At 76.2% G+C, this 13,437-nt stretch carries 13 protein-coding genes; 7 read left to right on the forward strand and 6 right to left on the reverse strand.

The features are described from left to right. Nucleotides 1–79 precede the first annotated feature (79 nt). From ACFVVL_RS07625 to ACFVVL_RS07640, 4 genes are all read left to right on the forward strand, one after another. Nucleotides 80–1,168, forward strand: a complete 1,089-nt coding sequence (locus ACFVVL_RS07625; protein ID WP_387672121.1) for a PDR/VanB family oxidoreductase — start codon at nt 80–82, stop codon at nt 1,166–1,168. Nucleotides 1,169–1,212: 44 nt separating this feature from the next. Then, entirely contained in the window at nt 1,213–2,085 is an 873-nt protein-coding gene (locus ACFVVL_RS07630; protein ID WP_387672124.1) for a M24 family metallopeptidase, read from the forward strand. After that, the gene (locus ACFVVL_RS07635) at nt 2,082–3,815 is read left to right on the forward strand and encodes an SDR family oxidoreductase (protein WP_387672127.1); all 1,734 of its coding nucleotides are present in this window, start codon (nt 2,082–2,084) and stop codon (nt 3,813–3,815) included. The genes ACFVVL_RS07630 and ACFVVL_RS07635 overlap by 4 nt, the downstream gene beginning before the upstream one ends. 243 nt (nt 3,816–4,058) lie before the next feature. After that, complete coding sequence (locus tag ACFVVL_RS07640; protein WP_387672130.1) at nt 4,059–4,976, forward strand: SDR family oxidoreductase; 918 nt, start codon at nt 4,059–4,061, stop codon at nt 4,974–4,976. Here ACFVVL_RS07640 and ACFVVL_RS07645 read toward each other — a convergent pair. Next, the gene (locus ACFVVL_RS07645; protein WP_387672132.1) at nt 4,967–6,031 is read right to left on the reverse strand and encodes a helix-turn-helix transcriptional regulator; all 1,065 of its coding nucleotides are present in this window, start codon (nt 6,029–6,031) and stop codon (nt 4,967–4,969) included. The genes ACFVVL_RS07640 and ACFVVL_RS07645 overlap by 10 nt on opposite strands. A gap of 113 nt (nt 6,032–6,144) precedes the next feature. On the opposite strand from ACFVVL_RS07645, the gene ACFVVL_RS07650 reads away from it, so the two are divergent. Further along, a complete protein-coding gene (locus ACFVVL_RS07650) occupies nt 6,145–6,357 on the forward strand; it encodes a cold-shock protein (protein WP_380293038.1) in 213 nt (70 codons plus the stop codon). A 76-nt stretch (nt 6,358–6,433) separates the two neighbouring features. Further along, complete coding sequence (locus ACFVVL_RS07655) at nt 6,434–7,078, forward strand: LysE family translocator (RefSeq protein ID WP_387672136.1); 645 nt, start codon at nt 6,434–6,436, stop codon at nt 7,076–7,078. Between the two features lie 22 nt (nt 7,079–7,100). Here the strand turns inward: ACFVVL_RS07655 and ACFVVL_RS07660 are convergent, their stop codons facing one another. Then, complete coding sequence (locus ACFVVL_RS07660; RefSeq protein WP_380293034.1) at nt 7,101–7,394, reverse strand: hypothetical protein; 294 nt, start codon at nt 7,392–7,394, stop codon at nt 7,101–7,103. A gap of 177 nt (nt 7,395–7,571) precedes the next feature. On the opposite strand from ACFVVL_RS07660, the gene ACFVVL_RS07665 reads away from it, so the two are divergent. After that, on the forward strand, nt 7,572–7,868 hold the full coding sequence (locus ACFVVL_RS07665) for a hypothetical protein (RefSeq protein ID WP_380293032.1): 297 nt from the start codon (nt 7,572–7,574) through the stop codon (nt 7,866–7,868). Here ACFVVL_RS07665 and ACFVVL_RS07670 read toward each other — a convergent pair. The 4 genes from ACFVVL_RS07670 to ACFVVL_RS07685 all read right to left on the reverse strand — a co-directional run bounded on the left by ACFVVL_RS07670 (nt 7,850) and on the right by ACFVVL_RS07685 (nt 13,071). Beyond that, on the reverse strand, nt 7,850–9,109 hold the full coding sequence (locus ACFVVL_RS07670) for an XdhC family protein (protein ID WP_387672140.1): 1,260 nt from the start codon (nt 9,107–9,109) through the stop codon (nt 7,850–7,852). The genes ACFVVL_RS07665 and ACFVVL_RS07670 overlap by 19 nt on opposite strands. A 155-nt stretch (nt 9,110–9,264) precedes the next feature. Then, nucleotides 9,265–11,709, reverse strand: coding sequence for a xanthine dehydrogenase subunit D (pucD, locus tag ACFVVL_RS07675; protein WP_387672143.1), 2,445 nt, complete (start codon nt 11,707–11,709; stop codon nt 9,265–9,267). A gap of 4 nt (nt 11,710–11,713) precedes the next feature. Next, on the reverse strand, nt 11,714–12,187 hold the full coding sequence (locus tag ACFVVL_RS07680) for a (2Fe-2S)-binding protein (protein ID WP_380293026.1): 474 nt from the start codon (nt 12,185–12,187) through the stop codon (nt 11,714–11,716). Beyond that, nucleotides 12,184–13,071 (reverse strand): FAD binding domain-containing protein, encoded by an 888-nt coding sequence (locus tag ACFVVL_RS07685; protein ID WP_387672146.1) that lies wholly within the window; start codon nt 13,069–13,071, stop codon nt 12,184–12,186. The genes ACFVVL_RS07680 and ACFVVL_RS07685 overlap by 4 nt, the downstream gene beginning before the upstream one ends. Nucleotides 13,072–13,437: the final 366 nt, after the last annotated feature.

A 13,437-nucleotide genomic window follows, 5' to 3' on the forward strand; every position in this document is an offset into this window, starting at 1 on the left:
CCGAGCCGACGCCGACCCGCCCGCCAGCCCGCCCCAGGACCCGAGCCCGTACCACCCGAGCCCCCAAGGACCCCGCCGGATGGACCTGCGCACCCCGCCCCCCGACCTCTACGGCCGCCCCCGCGCCGACACCTTCTTCCGCTTCCTCACCGCCTTCGGCGACCGCTACAGCCCCGCCCTCGGCGGCCCGCTGCTGCGCCGCAACCCCCGGCGCCCCCTCGGCACCCCCGTCCCGGCGCTGGACCTGGTCGTCGCCGCCCGCCGCGACGTCGCCGCCGACGCCGTCGAGCTGACCCTCGCCGACCCCTCCGGCGGCCACCTCCCGGCCTGGCAGCCCGGCGCCCACCTGCGCCTCACGCTCCCCTCCGGCCGCGAACGCCACTACTCGCTCTGCGGCGACCCCGCCGACCGCGCCGGCTACCGGATCGCGGTGCGCCGGCTGCCCGACGGGGGCGGCGGCTCCGCCGAGATCCACGACACCGTCCGGCCCGGCACCCGCCTCACGGCCCGCCGCCCGCGCAACGGCTTCGCCTTCTGCGCGGAACCGGCCGTCCTGCTGCTGGCCGGCGGCATCGGCGTCACCCCGCTGCTCCCGATGGTGCGCGAGGCCCGCCGGCACGGCCTGGACTGGCGGCTGGTCCACACCGGCCGCAGCGCCGACACCCTCCCGTTCGCCGCCGAACTGCGCGCCCTCGACCCGGCCCGGGTCCGCCTGCGCACCGACGACGAGCACGGCGGCCCGCCCACCGGCGCCGAACTGCTCGCCCACGCCCCGCGCGGCGCCGCCGTCTACTGCTGCGGCCCGGCCCCGATGCTGGCCGCCGTGCAGCAGGCGCTGGACGCCTCGCCCGCCGCCTCCCTGCACTTCGAACGCTTCGGCGCCGCCCCGGTCACCGACGGCGAGCCGTTCACCCTCCGCCTCGGCGCCGACGGCCCCGACCTCGCCGTCCCCGCCGACCGCTCCGCCCTGGACGTGCTCCGCGAGGCCCGCCCCGACCTCGCGTACTCCTGCCGGCAGGGCTTCTGCGGCACCTGCGAGGTCCGGCTGCTGGCCGGCACCGCCGACCACCGCGACCGCCGCCTCACCCCCGAGCAGCGCGCCGCCGGAGCCCTGCTGCCCTGCGTCTCCCGCGCCGCCGGGGGCGAGACCCTCGTACTCGACGTCTAGTCGCGCCCAGCTCCACCGCCCCGTAGCCCAGAAGGAGCCCCGCCGTGCCGCGCACCCCCGCCTTCCCGTTCACCGAGCGCGACCTCGCGCGCTTCCGGGAGACCCAGCAGCTCGCCTACGACTGCGCCGAGCAGGTCGCCGCCTGGATCGAACCCGGCGTCACCGAACGCCAGGCCACCGCCCAGCTGTGCCGCCGCCTGGTCGCCGCCGGCGTGCAGGACTTCTTCCACGTCCCCTTCGCGTGGTTCGGCGACCGGACGGCGTTCCGTCACTTCCACACCCCGCTGCAGTTCTTCGCCGGCAACCGCCGCCTCCAGGAGGGCATGCCGTACGTGCTGGACTGCGCGCCCGTCGTCGACGGCTACACCGCCGACATCGGCTACGGCGGCAAGGTCGGCGAGAACCGCGTCTGGGACCGCCTCGCCGCCGACCTGCGGGTCTACCGCGAGCTGATCCTCGCCGAGGTCCGCGCCCGCAAGCCGCTCTCCGAGGTCTACGCGGCCGTCGACACCCAGATCGAGGCGCACGGCTACGACAACCGCCACCGCGTCTACCCGGGCCGGGTGATCGGTCACCAGGTCACCCGGACGACGGCGCGCGGCCCCGCCGGGGTGAACCTCCTCGGCTTCGGCGTGCGCACCCTCCAGACGCTCGGCCGCGAACTCGTCAGCGAGCGCCTGCACGGCCGTTCGCCGCTGTGGGCGGACGGCCGCTCCTCCCGGCACGCGCCCACCCCGGGCCTGTGGGCGGTGGAGCCGCACATCGGGTTCCGCGAGACCGGCATCAAGTTCGAGGAGCTGCTGGTGGTGACGGAGGACGACGCCTACTGGCTGGACGACGACCTCCCGCACGTCCGCCGCTGGAATACTGCCCCCGTCGCCACCGCCGTGACCGCCCCCGAGGGAGCCGCCCGATGAGCACCCCCACCCGCCGCCGCACGGTCCACTCCGGCGGCCTGCCGCTCGCCGTCCACGAGCAGGGCGACCCGGCCGCGCCCACCGTGCTGCTGGTCCACGGCTACCCCGACACCCACGCGGTCTGGGACGACGTCGCCGCCGACCTCGCCCGCGACCACCACGTGGTCCGCTACGACGTGCGTGGCGCCGGCGCCTCGGGCGTGCCCGCCGACCGCTCCGGCTACCGCCTCGAACAGCTCGCCGCCGACCTGTTCGCCGTCGCCGACGCGGTCAGCCCCGACCGCCCGGTGCACCTCGTCGCCCACGACTGGGGCTCGCTGCAGTCCTGGGAGGCCGTCACCGCCCCCGGGGCCGAACGCCGCCTCGCCTCCTTCACCACCCTCTCCGGCCCCTGCCTCGACCACGTGGGCTTCTGGCTGCGCGAGCGCCTGCGCCGCCCCACCCCGCGCCACCTGAAGCAACTGCTCGCCCAGAGCCTCGACTCCTGGTACATCACCGCCTTCCACCTGCCCTTCCTCGCCCCCGGCGTCTGGCGGCTCGGTCTCGCCCGCGCCTGGCCGCGGCTGCTGCACCGGCTGGAGGGCATCACCCCGCGCCCCGGCCACCCGCAGCCCAGCCTGCGGCGCGACGCGGTGCGCGGCATCGAGCTCTACCGGGCCAACATGCGCCCGGTCCTGCGCGACCCGCGCGAACGCCCCACCGAGGTACCGGTCCAGGTGATCACCCTCACCGAGGACCGCTTCGTCGGCGGCCACCTCACCGAGGGCCTGGAGCGCTGGGCGCCCAGGCTGACCCGCCGCACCCTGCGCGCCACCCACTGGTCCGCGCTGCTGGAGAAGGGAACCACCGTGGCAGGAATGGTCCGCGAACACATCACCCGCACCGGGACCGGCGCGTCCGGGTCCGAGGCGGCCGTGCCCGGGGACGGCCGGCTGGTCGTCATCACCGGCGGCGGCAGCGGCATCGGCCGGGCCACCGCGCTCGCCTTCGCCGAGGAGGGCGCCCGGGTGGTGGTCTGCGACCTCGACCTCGACGCGGCCCGCCGCACCGCCGAGCTGGCCGGGCTGCTCGGCCCGGCCGCGTACGCCTACCGGGTGGACGTCGGCGACGGCGCCGCCGTCGACGCGTTCGCCCAGCAGGTCGCCGCCGAGCACGGCGTGCCCGACGTGGTCGTCAACAACGCGGGCATCGGCCACTCCGGGACCTTCCTGGAGACCACCGAGAAGGAGTGGCAGCGGGTCCTGGACGTCAACCTCTGGGGCGTCATCCACGGCTGCCGGGCCTTCGGCGCCCTGATGGCCGAGCGCGACGAGGGCGGCCACATCGTCAACCTCGCCTCCGCGGCCGCCTACCTGCCGTCCAAGGCGCTCACCGCCTACGCCACCAGCAAGGCCGCGGTGTTCATGCTCTCCGACTGCCTGCGCGCCGAACTCGCCGGCCACGGGATCGGCGTGTCCACCATCTGCCCCGGCATCGTCAACACCAACATCACCCGCACCTCCACCTTCTCCGCCAGCACCGCCGACGAACAGGCCGCCAAGCAGGCCCGCGCCGCCCGCCTCTACGCCCGCCGCGGCTTCCCGCCGGAGAAGGTCGCCACCGCGATCCTGGCCGCCGTCCGCACCAACAAGCCCGTCGTCCCGGTCACCCCCGAGGCCAGGGCCGCCCGCTTCCTCAGCCGTCTCGCCCCCGGCCTCCTCCGCCTCGCCGCCCGCCTCGACGTCACCTGAGCGGCCCACAGGTCTTTGACGCCGGACAAGCGTGAATCCGGTATCACAGGCTCAGTGCCGTGATCGCCGCCGTGCCGGGTCGGCCGAGCCGGTGGGTGGTTCCACCCGGCTCGGCCGGCTGACGGACGGCCCTCGCGTTCCCGGTCGAGCTTCTGCCGGAATCCCGACAGGAGGTGTCGGGATTCGGGGGGAGCATCGGTGGTGACGGGTGGAGACACCACGGGCCGCGAGGAAGGGCGAGGGATGACGGAGCAGCCGCTGAAGGGGAAGGTCGCGTTGGTCGCGGGGGCGACGCGCGGGGCCGGGCGGGGGATCGCGGTGGCGCTGGGCGCCGCCGGGGCGACGGTGTACGGGACGGGGCGCAGCGCCGAGGGGCACCGGGGCGAGTACGGGCGCCCGGAGACCCTGGAGGAGACGGCGGCCCTGGTGACGGCGGCCGGCGGGCACGGCATCGCGGTGCGCGCCGACCACTTGGTGCCCGCCGAGGTGGCGGCGGTGGCCGCGCGGATCGAGGCCGAGCAGGGCGGGCTGGACATCCTGGTGAACGACATCTGGGGCGGTGAGCAGCTCTTCGCGTGGGACCTCCCGGTCTGGGAGCACGACCTCGACAAGGGGCTGCGGCTGCTGCGGCTGGCCGTCGAGACGCACGCGATCACCAGCCACCACCTGCTGCCCCTGCTGCTGCGCCGCCCCGGCGGGCTGGTGGTGGAGATGACGGACGGCACCGCGGAGTACAACGGCACCCGCTACCGCAACTCCTTCTTCTACGACGTCGCCAAGGCGGCCGTGCTGCGGATGGCGTTCGCGCTGGGGCACGAGCTGGGTCCGCGCGGGGCGACGGCGGTGGCGCTGACGCCCGGGTGGATGCGCTCGGAGATGATGCTGGAGCACTTCGGCGTCACCGAGGAGACCTGGCGCGAGGCGACGACGGCCGAGCCGCAGTTCGGCATCTCGGAGTCCCCGCTGTACGTCGGGCGCGCGGTGGTGGCGCTGGCCGCCGACCCCGGGGCCGCGCGGTTCAACGGCACCTCGCTCTCCAGCGGCGGCCTGGCCCTGGAGTACGGCTTCACCGATCTGGACGGCAGCCGCCCGGACGCCTTCCGCTACCTGGTGGACGTCGAGGGCGCCGACGGCCCGCCGGACCCGGCCGGCTACCGCTGAGGCGGGCCGTAGAGGGCGGCGGCGCGGGCCGCCGCCCCGGCCAGCCGCCGCCGCAGCGCCGGCGGGTCGAGCACCTCGGCCTCCGGTCCGAGCCGCAGCAGTTCCTCGTAGCCGACCTCCAGGGACTCGACGGGGAGCCGGACGGTCACCCATCCGTGCCCGTCCGGCTCCCCGGCGCCGGCGAGCGCCTCCCGGACGGCGACCGGTTCGAGCAGGTGCGGCAGGCGCTCGACGCCGTGCGGGCTGAGTCGTACGGTCACCCGCTCGCGCAGCAGCGAACGGGCGAACTCGGCGGCCTTGGCGTCCCAGAACGCGGCGAGGTCGAACGCCTCGTCGCGTTCGAACGGCCGGTCGGCCAGCGGCTCGGCGGCGGTCAGCCGGTCCACCCGGTAGACACGGCCGGCCACCGCCGGGCCGCCGGCCGGGCCGTCCCGGGGGCCGTCCCCGGGGCCTTCGCCGGAGCCTTCGTCGGGGCCGTCCTCGTCCGGCCGGGCGACCAGGTACCAGGTGCCCGCCTTCAGCACCAGCCCGTACGGCCGCAGCACCCGCTCGACCGGGGGTTCCGCGCCGGGGCCCGCCCCGGGGCGCCGCCGGTAGCGGACCCGCAGCAGCCGCCCGCCCCACACCGCCCGGGCGACCTCGGCCAGCAGCGGCGGCACGGGCGCGTCGCGGAACCACCCGGGCGCGTCCAGGTGGAACCGCCGGGCCCCGGCGGCCGGGGCGCCGCCGAGCTCGCCGGCGACCTTGAGCCGGGCGGCCAGCGCCGGATCGGCGAGACCCATGTCCCCGAGCGGCCCGGGCAGTCCGGCCAGCAGCAGCACCTCCGCCTCGGCGCGGTCGAGGCCGGTCAGCCGGGTGCGGTAGCCGTCGAGCAGCCGGTAGCCCCCGGCCCGCCCCCGGTCGGCGTACACGGGGACGCCGGCCTCGGCCAGGGCCAGCACGTCGCGCTGCACGGTGCGCTCGGAGACCTCCAGCTCGGCGGCCAGTTCGGCGCCGGTCATGCTGCGGCGCGCCTGGAGCAGCAGGAGCAGTGAGATCGCCCGTGCGGTGCGCATCGGCGGGCCGTCCTCCCGTTCGGGCCGGGGCGCGCCCGGCCGGTCCAGCACCGATCATGGAGGGCCGGGGGGTGTTCGGCCCACGCGCCCACCACCGGACCCGAGGAGACCCGATGGCCACCGGCACCGTGCAGTCCTACCACGCGAACCACGGGTACGGCCTGATCACCCCCGACGACGACGGCCCGCCGCTGTACGTGTACTACGACTCGATCCTGCCGGCGGGGGGCGGGGACCGGGTGCTGACCGAGGGCCAGCGGGTGGAGTACGACCCGACCCGGCAGGAGGGCCGCCGGGTCGCCGAGCGGGTCCGGCGACTGGCCTGACCCGCCCGGCCACCGGGAAAGCGCAGGTGGAAATCCGGTACGGCCGACGTTCCGTGCCCCCGTACGATGAGGGCCCATGGAAATGACGACCGCCCTCTGGTCCTTCGCCCTCGTCGTGGGGCTGCTGACCCTCACCCCGGGGCTGGACACCGCCCTGATCCTGCGGACCTCGGCCCTCGGCCACCGGCGGCAGGCCTGGGGCGTGGTGCTCGGCATCCAGACCGGCACGCTGCTCTGGGGGACGTTCACCTCGGCCGGGGTGACGGCGCTGCTCACCGCCTCGCGGGTCGGCTACGAGGTGCTGCGCTGGGCGGGCGCCGCCTACCTGGTGTGGATGGGGATCGGGATGATCCGCGCCCGGGCCGGGGGCGGCGGCGAGGAGCAGCCGGAGCCGGGGGCGGACGGGGAGAAGACCCCGGCGGGCGGCCTGGCGGCCGGCTGGCGGCGCGGTCTGCTGACCAATCTGCTCAACCCCAAGGTGGGCGTCTTCTACGTGGCGGTGCTGCCGCAGTTCATCCCGGCGGGGGCGCCGCACTTCGCCGCCGGGGTCGCGCTCACCTGCGTGCACGTGGTGGAGGGGCTGCTCTGGTCGCTGGTGCTGGTGGGCTTCGCCCGGGCGCTGCGCGGCTGGCTGCGCCGGCCGGCGGCGCGCCGGGCGATGGACCGGGTGACCGGTGTGGTGGTGGTCGGGTTCGGCCTGAAGCTGGCGGTCTCCGACTGACGGCCGGGGGAGCGGCGGGCGCTCAGCGGCCCAGCCGCTTCAGACCCTCGTTCAGCTGCTCCGGGTCCATGCAGATGTGCATGTCGATGTGGGCGTTGAACTCCAGCCAGAAGGGCTCGCAGATCTTGACGACGGCGGCCTCGTCGGGGACGTCCACCACGACGATCTGGCAGCGCCGGCCGTTGCGCGGGAAGGCGTAGGCGGCCTCGGGCTTCAGGTCGGCCATGATCCGGTCGAACGTCGCCGCGACGGCGCCGTCCGCGACGGCGCGGTTGGCCGTCTGGGTGTCGAGTTCGATCTCCAGCAACGCACGCATGGCGGTGCCCCTTTCCCGGGCTCGGGTGAGTCCTCGTCTCCAGCCTCCCGCCGCCGCACGGGGGCCGCAATTCACCCGTTCGGCGGTACCGGGTTGGCCGCCGCGCGGACCCGCGGGCTGCACTGGAGGCGACCGGGCGGTGACGGGCCGTCGGCAGGCAGGCACAGGAGCCGCCCCATGGCGATCATCGCGGTGTTCGACCTCCCCGGGGTCACCCGGGAGCAGTACGAGGAGTCGGTGGACCGGCTGACCGGCGGCACCGGGCTGCACCGGCCCGAGGACTGGCCGGTGCGCGGCCTGCTGCTGCACGCGGCCGGTCCGCTGCCGGACGGCGGGGGCTGGCACGTCACCGACGTCTGGGAGTCCCGGGAGGCCTTCGAGCACTTCGCGGCCGTGCTGCTGCCGATCCTGCGCGAGGTGGGCATGGCGACCGCCGCGCCGATGATCTGCGAGGCCTACAACGTGGTGAGCTGAGCCCGGCCCGCCGCGAGGCCGTGCCCGGCGCCGCCGTGGCCCGCGCCGCCGTGGCCCGTGACGCCGTGCGCCGCCGGGCCGGGGGCGCCGCCGTCCGCGCGGTCGTGGTGGATCGGCCCGTCCCCGGCGCTCAGCGGCAGGCACCCGCCGCCCCGCCGGTGGGCGACGATCTCGGCGGCGACCGAGACGGCGGTCTCCTCGGGCGTACGGGCGCCGAGGTCGAGGCCGACGGGCGAGTGCAGCCGGGCGAGTTCGGCCTCGGTCAGCCCGGCGGCGCGCAGCCCGGCCGCGCGCTCGCGGTGGGTGCGGCGCGAGCCCATCGCGCCGACGAAGCCGAGCGGCAGCCGCAGGGCGCGTTCCAGCAGCGGGAGGTCGAACCTGGGGTCGTGGGTGAGTACGCACACCACCGTGCGCCCGTCCAGCCGGTCCAGCTGGGAGTCCAGGTAGCGGTGCGGCCAGTCGACGACCACCCGGTCGGCGTCGGGGAAGCGCCGCTCCGTGGCGAAGACCGGCCGGGCGTCGCAGACGGTGACGTGGTAGCCGAGGAACCTGCCGATCCGCACGACCGCCGCGGCGAAGTCGATCGCACCGAACACCAGCATCCGGGGCGCCGGCACGTACGACTCGATGAACAGGGTGACGGTGCCCCGCGCGCGGTCGTCGCAGGGGCGCCCGTCGAGGCCGAGCACGAGCCGGCCGGTGCGGCCCGCGTCGAGCATGGCGCGCGCCTCGGCGACCACGGCCCGCTCCAGCGGCGTCGGCGTGGTCGGCGTCGGCGGCGCGGGGGAGAGGGTGCCGTGGTGGCCGGTTGCCGTGACGGCGAGGGTCGCACCGAGCGGCCCCGCGTCCCCGGCGACGACCCGGGCGAGCGCCACGGGGGTGCCGGCGGCGATGAGCGCGATGCCCGCGTCGAGCGCCGGATCGGCGCCGGGGACGACCGGCTGGACGAACACGTCCAGGACCCCGCCGCAGGTCAGGCCGACGGCGAAGGCGTCCTCGTCGCCGTAGCCGAACCGTTCCAGCACCGGTTCGCCGGAGGCGAGGGCGGTCCGGCACAGCTCGTAGACGGCCCCCTCCACGCAGCCGCCGGAGACGCTGCCGACGGCCTCGCCGTCCGCGTCGACGGCGAGCGCGGCGCCCGGGTCGCGCGGGGCGCTGCCGGTGACGCCGACGACGGTGGCCACGGCGAAGGGGCGGCCGGACGCGTGCCAGGCCAGCAGCTGCTCGGCGATGTCCTGCATGACGGGAGCTCCTTCGCGCTTTCGAGGGTAGGCGAACCGGGCCCGCCGGGGGCACCGCCGCCGCAGGGAGAACGATCCCGTACGGCGGCGGGCACCCGTGGGGCCCGGCGCGTTCCCGCGCGGGCAGGGTCGCGGTGCGGCGGCCCGGCGGCCGGTCAGAGCGGCCCGGGCCGCTCGGTGGTCAGGTGCTCGGGCCGCACCGGGATCCGGTTCAGCGCCAGCCCGGTGGCGGCGCGCACGGCCGCCACGATGGACGGCGTGGCCGAGACGGTCGGCGCCTCGCCCACCCCGCGCAGCCCGTACGGGGCGTGCGGGTCGGGCAGTTCGAGCAGCTCGACCGGGATCGGCGGGGTGTCCAGGACGGTCGGGACGAGGTAGTCGGTGAAGGAGGCGTTGCGCACCTCGCCGTCCCGCAGGAGGATCTCCTCCATCACCGCGAGCCCCAGCGCCTGGGTGCAGGCGCCCTGGATCTGGCCGACCACCGACAGCGGGTTGAGCGCCCGGCCGACGTCCTGGACGGCGCTCAGCTCGACCACCTTGACCAGGCCGAGTTCGACGTCCACGTCGACCACCGCGCGGTTGGCGCAGAAGCTGTACTGGACGTGGCCCCGGCCCTGTCCGGTCTCCCGGTCGAAGGGGAAGGTCGGACGGTGGCGGTGGACCCGGGTCAGGTCGATCGGCTCGTCGCCCAGCAGGTCGGCGACGGCGGCCAGCGGGCCGGCCGACGCGGAGACGACCTCGCCGCCGGCGAGCGCGAGGTCCCGCTGGGTCCAGCCGTGGCGGCGCCGGCCCCGTTCGATCAGCTCCCGCGCGACCGCCTCGGCGGCCAGCTTGACCGCGCCGCCCGTCATGTAGGTCTGCCGGGAGGCGGAGGTCGAACCGGCCGAGTCGATCCCGGTCGTGGTGGCCGGCTGGATGGTCACGTGTTCGACACCCAGCTCGGTGCGGGCGATCTGCGCCTGCACGGTGACCCCGCCCTGGCCGACCTCGGCCATCGCGGTGTGCACCAGGGCGACCGGCTCACCGCCGATCACCTCCAGTCGCACCCGTGCCGTGGAGTAGTCGTCGAAGCCCTCGGAGAAGCCGACGTTCTTGATGCCCACCGAGTAGCCGACGCCGCGCACCACCCCCTCGCCGTGCGTGGAGTTGGACAGCGCGCCGGGCAGCTCCCGCTGGTCGGGGCCGTCCGGGGCGAGCGGCGGCGGCAGCGGCCGCTCCTTGACCCGCCGCAGCAGTTCGGCGACCGGCGCGGGCGCGTCGATCTCCTGGCCGGTGGGCATCCGGTCGCCCTGCCGGACGGCGTTGAGCTGCCGGAACTCCACCGGGTCCATGCCGAGTGCGGCGGCCAGCCGGTCCATCTGGCTCTCGTAGCCGAACGCCGCCTGCACCGCGCCGAAGCCGCGCATCGCCCCGCAGGGCGGGTTGTTGCTGTACAGCGCGAGGGCGTGCATCCGGACGTTCGGGATCACGTAGGGGCCGTTGCCGAGCGAGGCCGCGTTGCCGACCACCGCCGGGGAGGTGGAGGCGTACGCGCCGCCGTCCAGCACGATCCGGGCGTCGGAGTAGACCAGCCGGCCGTCCCGGGTGGCGCCGTGCTCGTAGGTCATCCGCGCCGGGTGGCGGTGGACGTGGCCGAAGAACGACTCGTCCCGGGAGTAGACGATCTTGACCGGACGGCCGGTGCGCAGGGCCAGCAGGCAGGCGTGGATCTGCATCGAGAGGTCCTCGCGGCCGCCGAACGCCCCGCCGACGCCGGCCAGGGTGAGCCGGACCTTCTCCTCCGGCAGCCCGAGCACCGGCGCCATCTGCCGCCGGTCCGCGTGCAGCCACTGGGTGGCGACGTAGAGGTCGACGCCGCCGTCCCCGGCCGGTACCGCCAGCCCGGACTCCGGGCCGAGGAAGGCCTGGTCCTGCATCCCGACCTCGTAGGTGCCGCGGACCACCACGTCGGCCCGCGCCCGCACCTCGTCGGTGACGCCGAGGCCGGAGACCACCCACTGCTCGTGGCAGACGTTGCCCCGCGCGTGCGCGCGGTACTCGTGCGGCTCGTGCACGTAGCCGTGGGTCGCCGGGTCGAGGCACTGCTCCTCGGTGACGATCGGGGTCAGCACCTCGTACGCGACCGCGATCCGCTTCGCCGCGCGCCGGGCGGTCTCCGGGTGGTCGGCGGCCACCAGGGCGATCGGCTCGCCCTGGTAGCGGATCCGGTCGACGGCCAGGGCCGGCTGGTCGGCGACGTCCAGCCCGTAGTACGCGGTGCCGGGGATGTCCTCGTGGGTGAGCACCGCCGCGACCCCGGGCACGGCGAGCGCCCCGGAGACGTCCACCGAGAGGATGGCGGCCCGGGGGTGGGGCGAGCGCAGCGCCGTGCCCCAGAGCATGTCCTCGTGCCACAGGTCGGAGGAGTAGGCGAACTCGCCGCGCGCCTTCAGCGCGCCGTCCGGGCGCAGCGGCGAGCCGCCGATGCCGTCCGGGCTGCTCTGCCGGAGGTCCTGGAGGCTCTTCTCCCCCCGGACGCCGCGGGTCGGCGCGGTCGCGGGGGCGGCCGGTGCGTCCGCGGTCCGGGCGCGTGCGTCCACCCGGCGGGCGTGCGCGTCCATCCGCTCACCGCCCCGCCGTCCGGGCGGCCGCCAGCCGCACCGCGTCCATGATCTTCTCGTACCCGGTGCACCGGCACAGGTTGCCCGACAGCGCCTCGCGGATGTCGGCGTCGGACGGCCGCGGGTCCCGGGCCAGCAGCGCGTCGGTCTGCACCAGCAGCCCCGGGGTGCAGAAGCCGCACTGGACGGCTCCGGCGTCCAGGAACGCCTGCTGGACGGGGCCGAGGGCGCCGTCCTCCCCGCCCAGGCCCTCGACGGTGCGCACCTCGCGGTCCTGCGCCTGGCCGGCCGCGACCAGGCAGGCGCAGACCGGCACGCCGTCCAGGTGGACCGTGCAGGAGCCGCACTCGCCCTGCTCGCAGGCGTTCTTCGAACCGGGCAGGCCGACGCGTTCGCGCAGCACGTACAGGAGGCTCTCGCCCTCCCACACGTCGTCGGCCTCGACCGGTCTGCCGTTGGCGGTGAAGGTGACCCTCATGCCGTGCTCCTGATCTGCCGGCGGTGCTCGTTCCAGGTCCAGGTGAGGGTGCGCCGCGCGATCACGGCGAGCGCGTGCCGCCGGTAGGCGGCGCTGCCGCGGACGTCGTCGATCGGCGCGGCGGCGGCCGCGACCAGCTCGCCGAAGCGCCGGACCAGCCCGGCCTCCAGCGTGCCGCCGCGCTCCCACAGGCCGCGCCCGGCGAACTCCCCGCGCAGGTACTCCTCGGCCTCGACGGCGCGGCGCGGGGTGGGGGCGGCCGAGCCGATCCCGGTGCCGACGGTGCCGGTGCGCGGGTGCAGCGCGAAGCCGAACGCGCAGACCGCGATCACCATCGCGTTGCGGGGCCCGACCTTGGCGAACTGCTGCGGCCCGTCGGCGACCGGGATCCGCACCGCGCGGATCAGCTCGTCGGCCGCCAGGGCGTTGCGCTTCACCCCGGTGTAGAACGCGTCGATCGGGATCAGCCGGGTGCCGCGCACCGAGGCCGCCTCGACGGCCACGTCCCGGCCGGCCGCCAGCAGCGCCGGGTGCGCGTCACCGGCCGGCGAGGCCGCGCCCAGGTTGCCGCCGACGCTGCCCCGGTTGCGGATCTGCGGGGAGCCGACGGTGCGGGCGGCCAGCGCGAGGCCGGGCAGCGGGCCGGACAGTTCGGCGATGATCCGGCTGTACGGGACGGCGGCGCCGAGCCGCACCACCGCGCCGTCGTCCGACCAGGTGGTGAGCTCGGCGACGCGGGTCAGGTCGAGCAGCGCGGGCGGGCGGCGCAGGTCGAAGTTCAGCTCGACCATGACGTCCGTGCCGCCGCAGAGCGGCAGCGCGTCCGGGTGCCGGGCCTTCGCGGCGAGCGCCTCGTCCCAGCTCGCGGGGCGGAGGAACTCCATCGGGCGCCTCCTCGCGTGGTCGCCGTCCGGTCACGGGGTGTGTCCGGCGCCGTCCGGCCAGTGAACCCCCGCGACCGGGCCCCGGGCAGTCACCGATGGCATGAAACCCCGGCGGCCGGGGAGCCCGGCATCCTGTACGTTCCTCCAAGGGGCCGGTGCGGCGGGACAGCGCCGCGGTCCGGCCCGCGCGCGGCCCCACCTACGACCGTAGTCCGGCCGCGCCTCCCGGGCACGGCCCGGCGGCCCGGCACCCGGGGGGACCCTCGGTCCGGGCGGCCGCGGGACGTGACGCCGAGCACGCGTGTTCGGGCAGACTGTGACCGCGGACCGAGCGCTCGGACCACCCTCACCCCACCCCAGCCCCGA

Origin of the sequence: Kitasatospora sp. NPDC058115 (assembly GCF_042884635.1) — a bacterium.
GTDB lineage: Bacteria > Actinomycetota > Actinomycetes > Streptomycetales > Streptomycetaceae > Kitasatospora.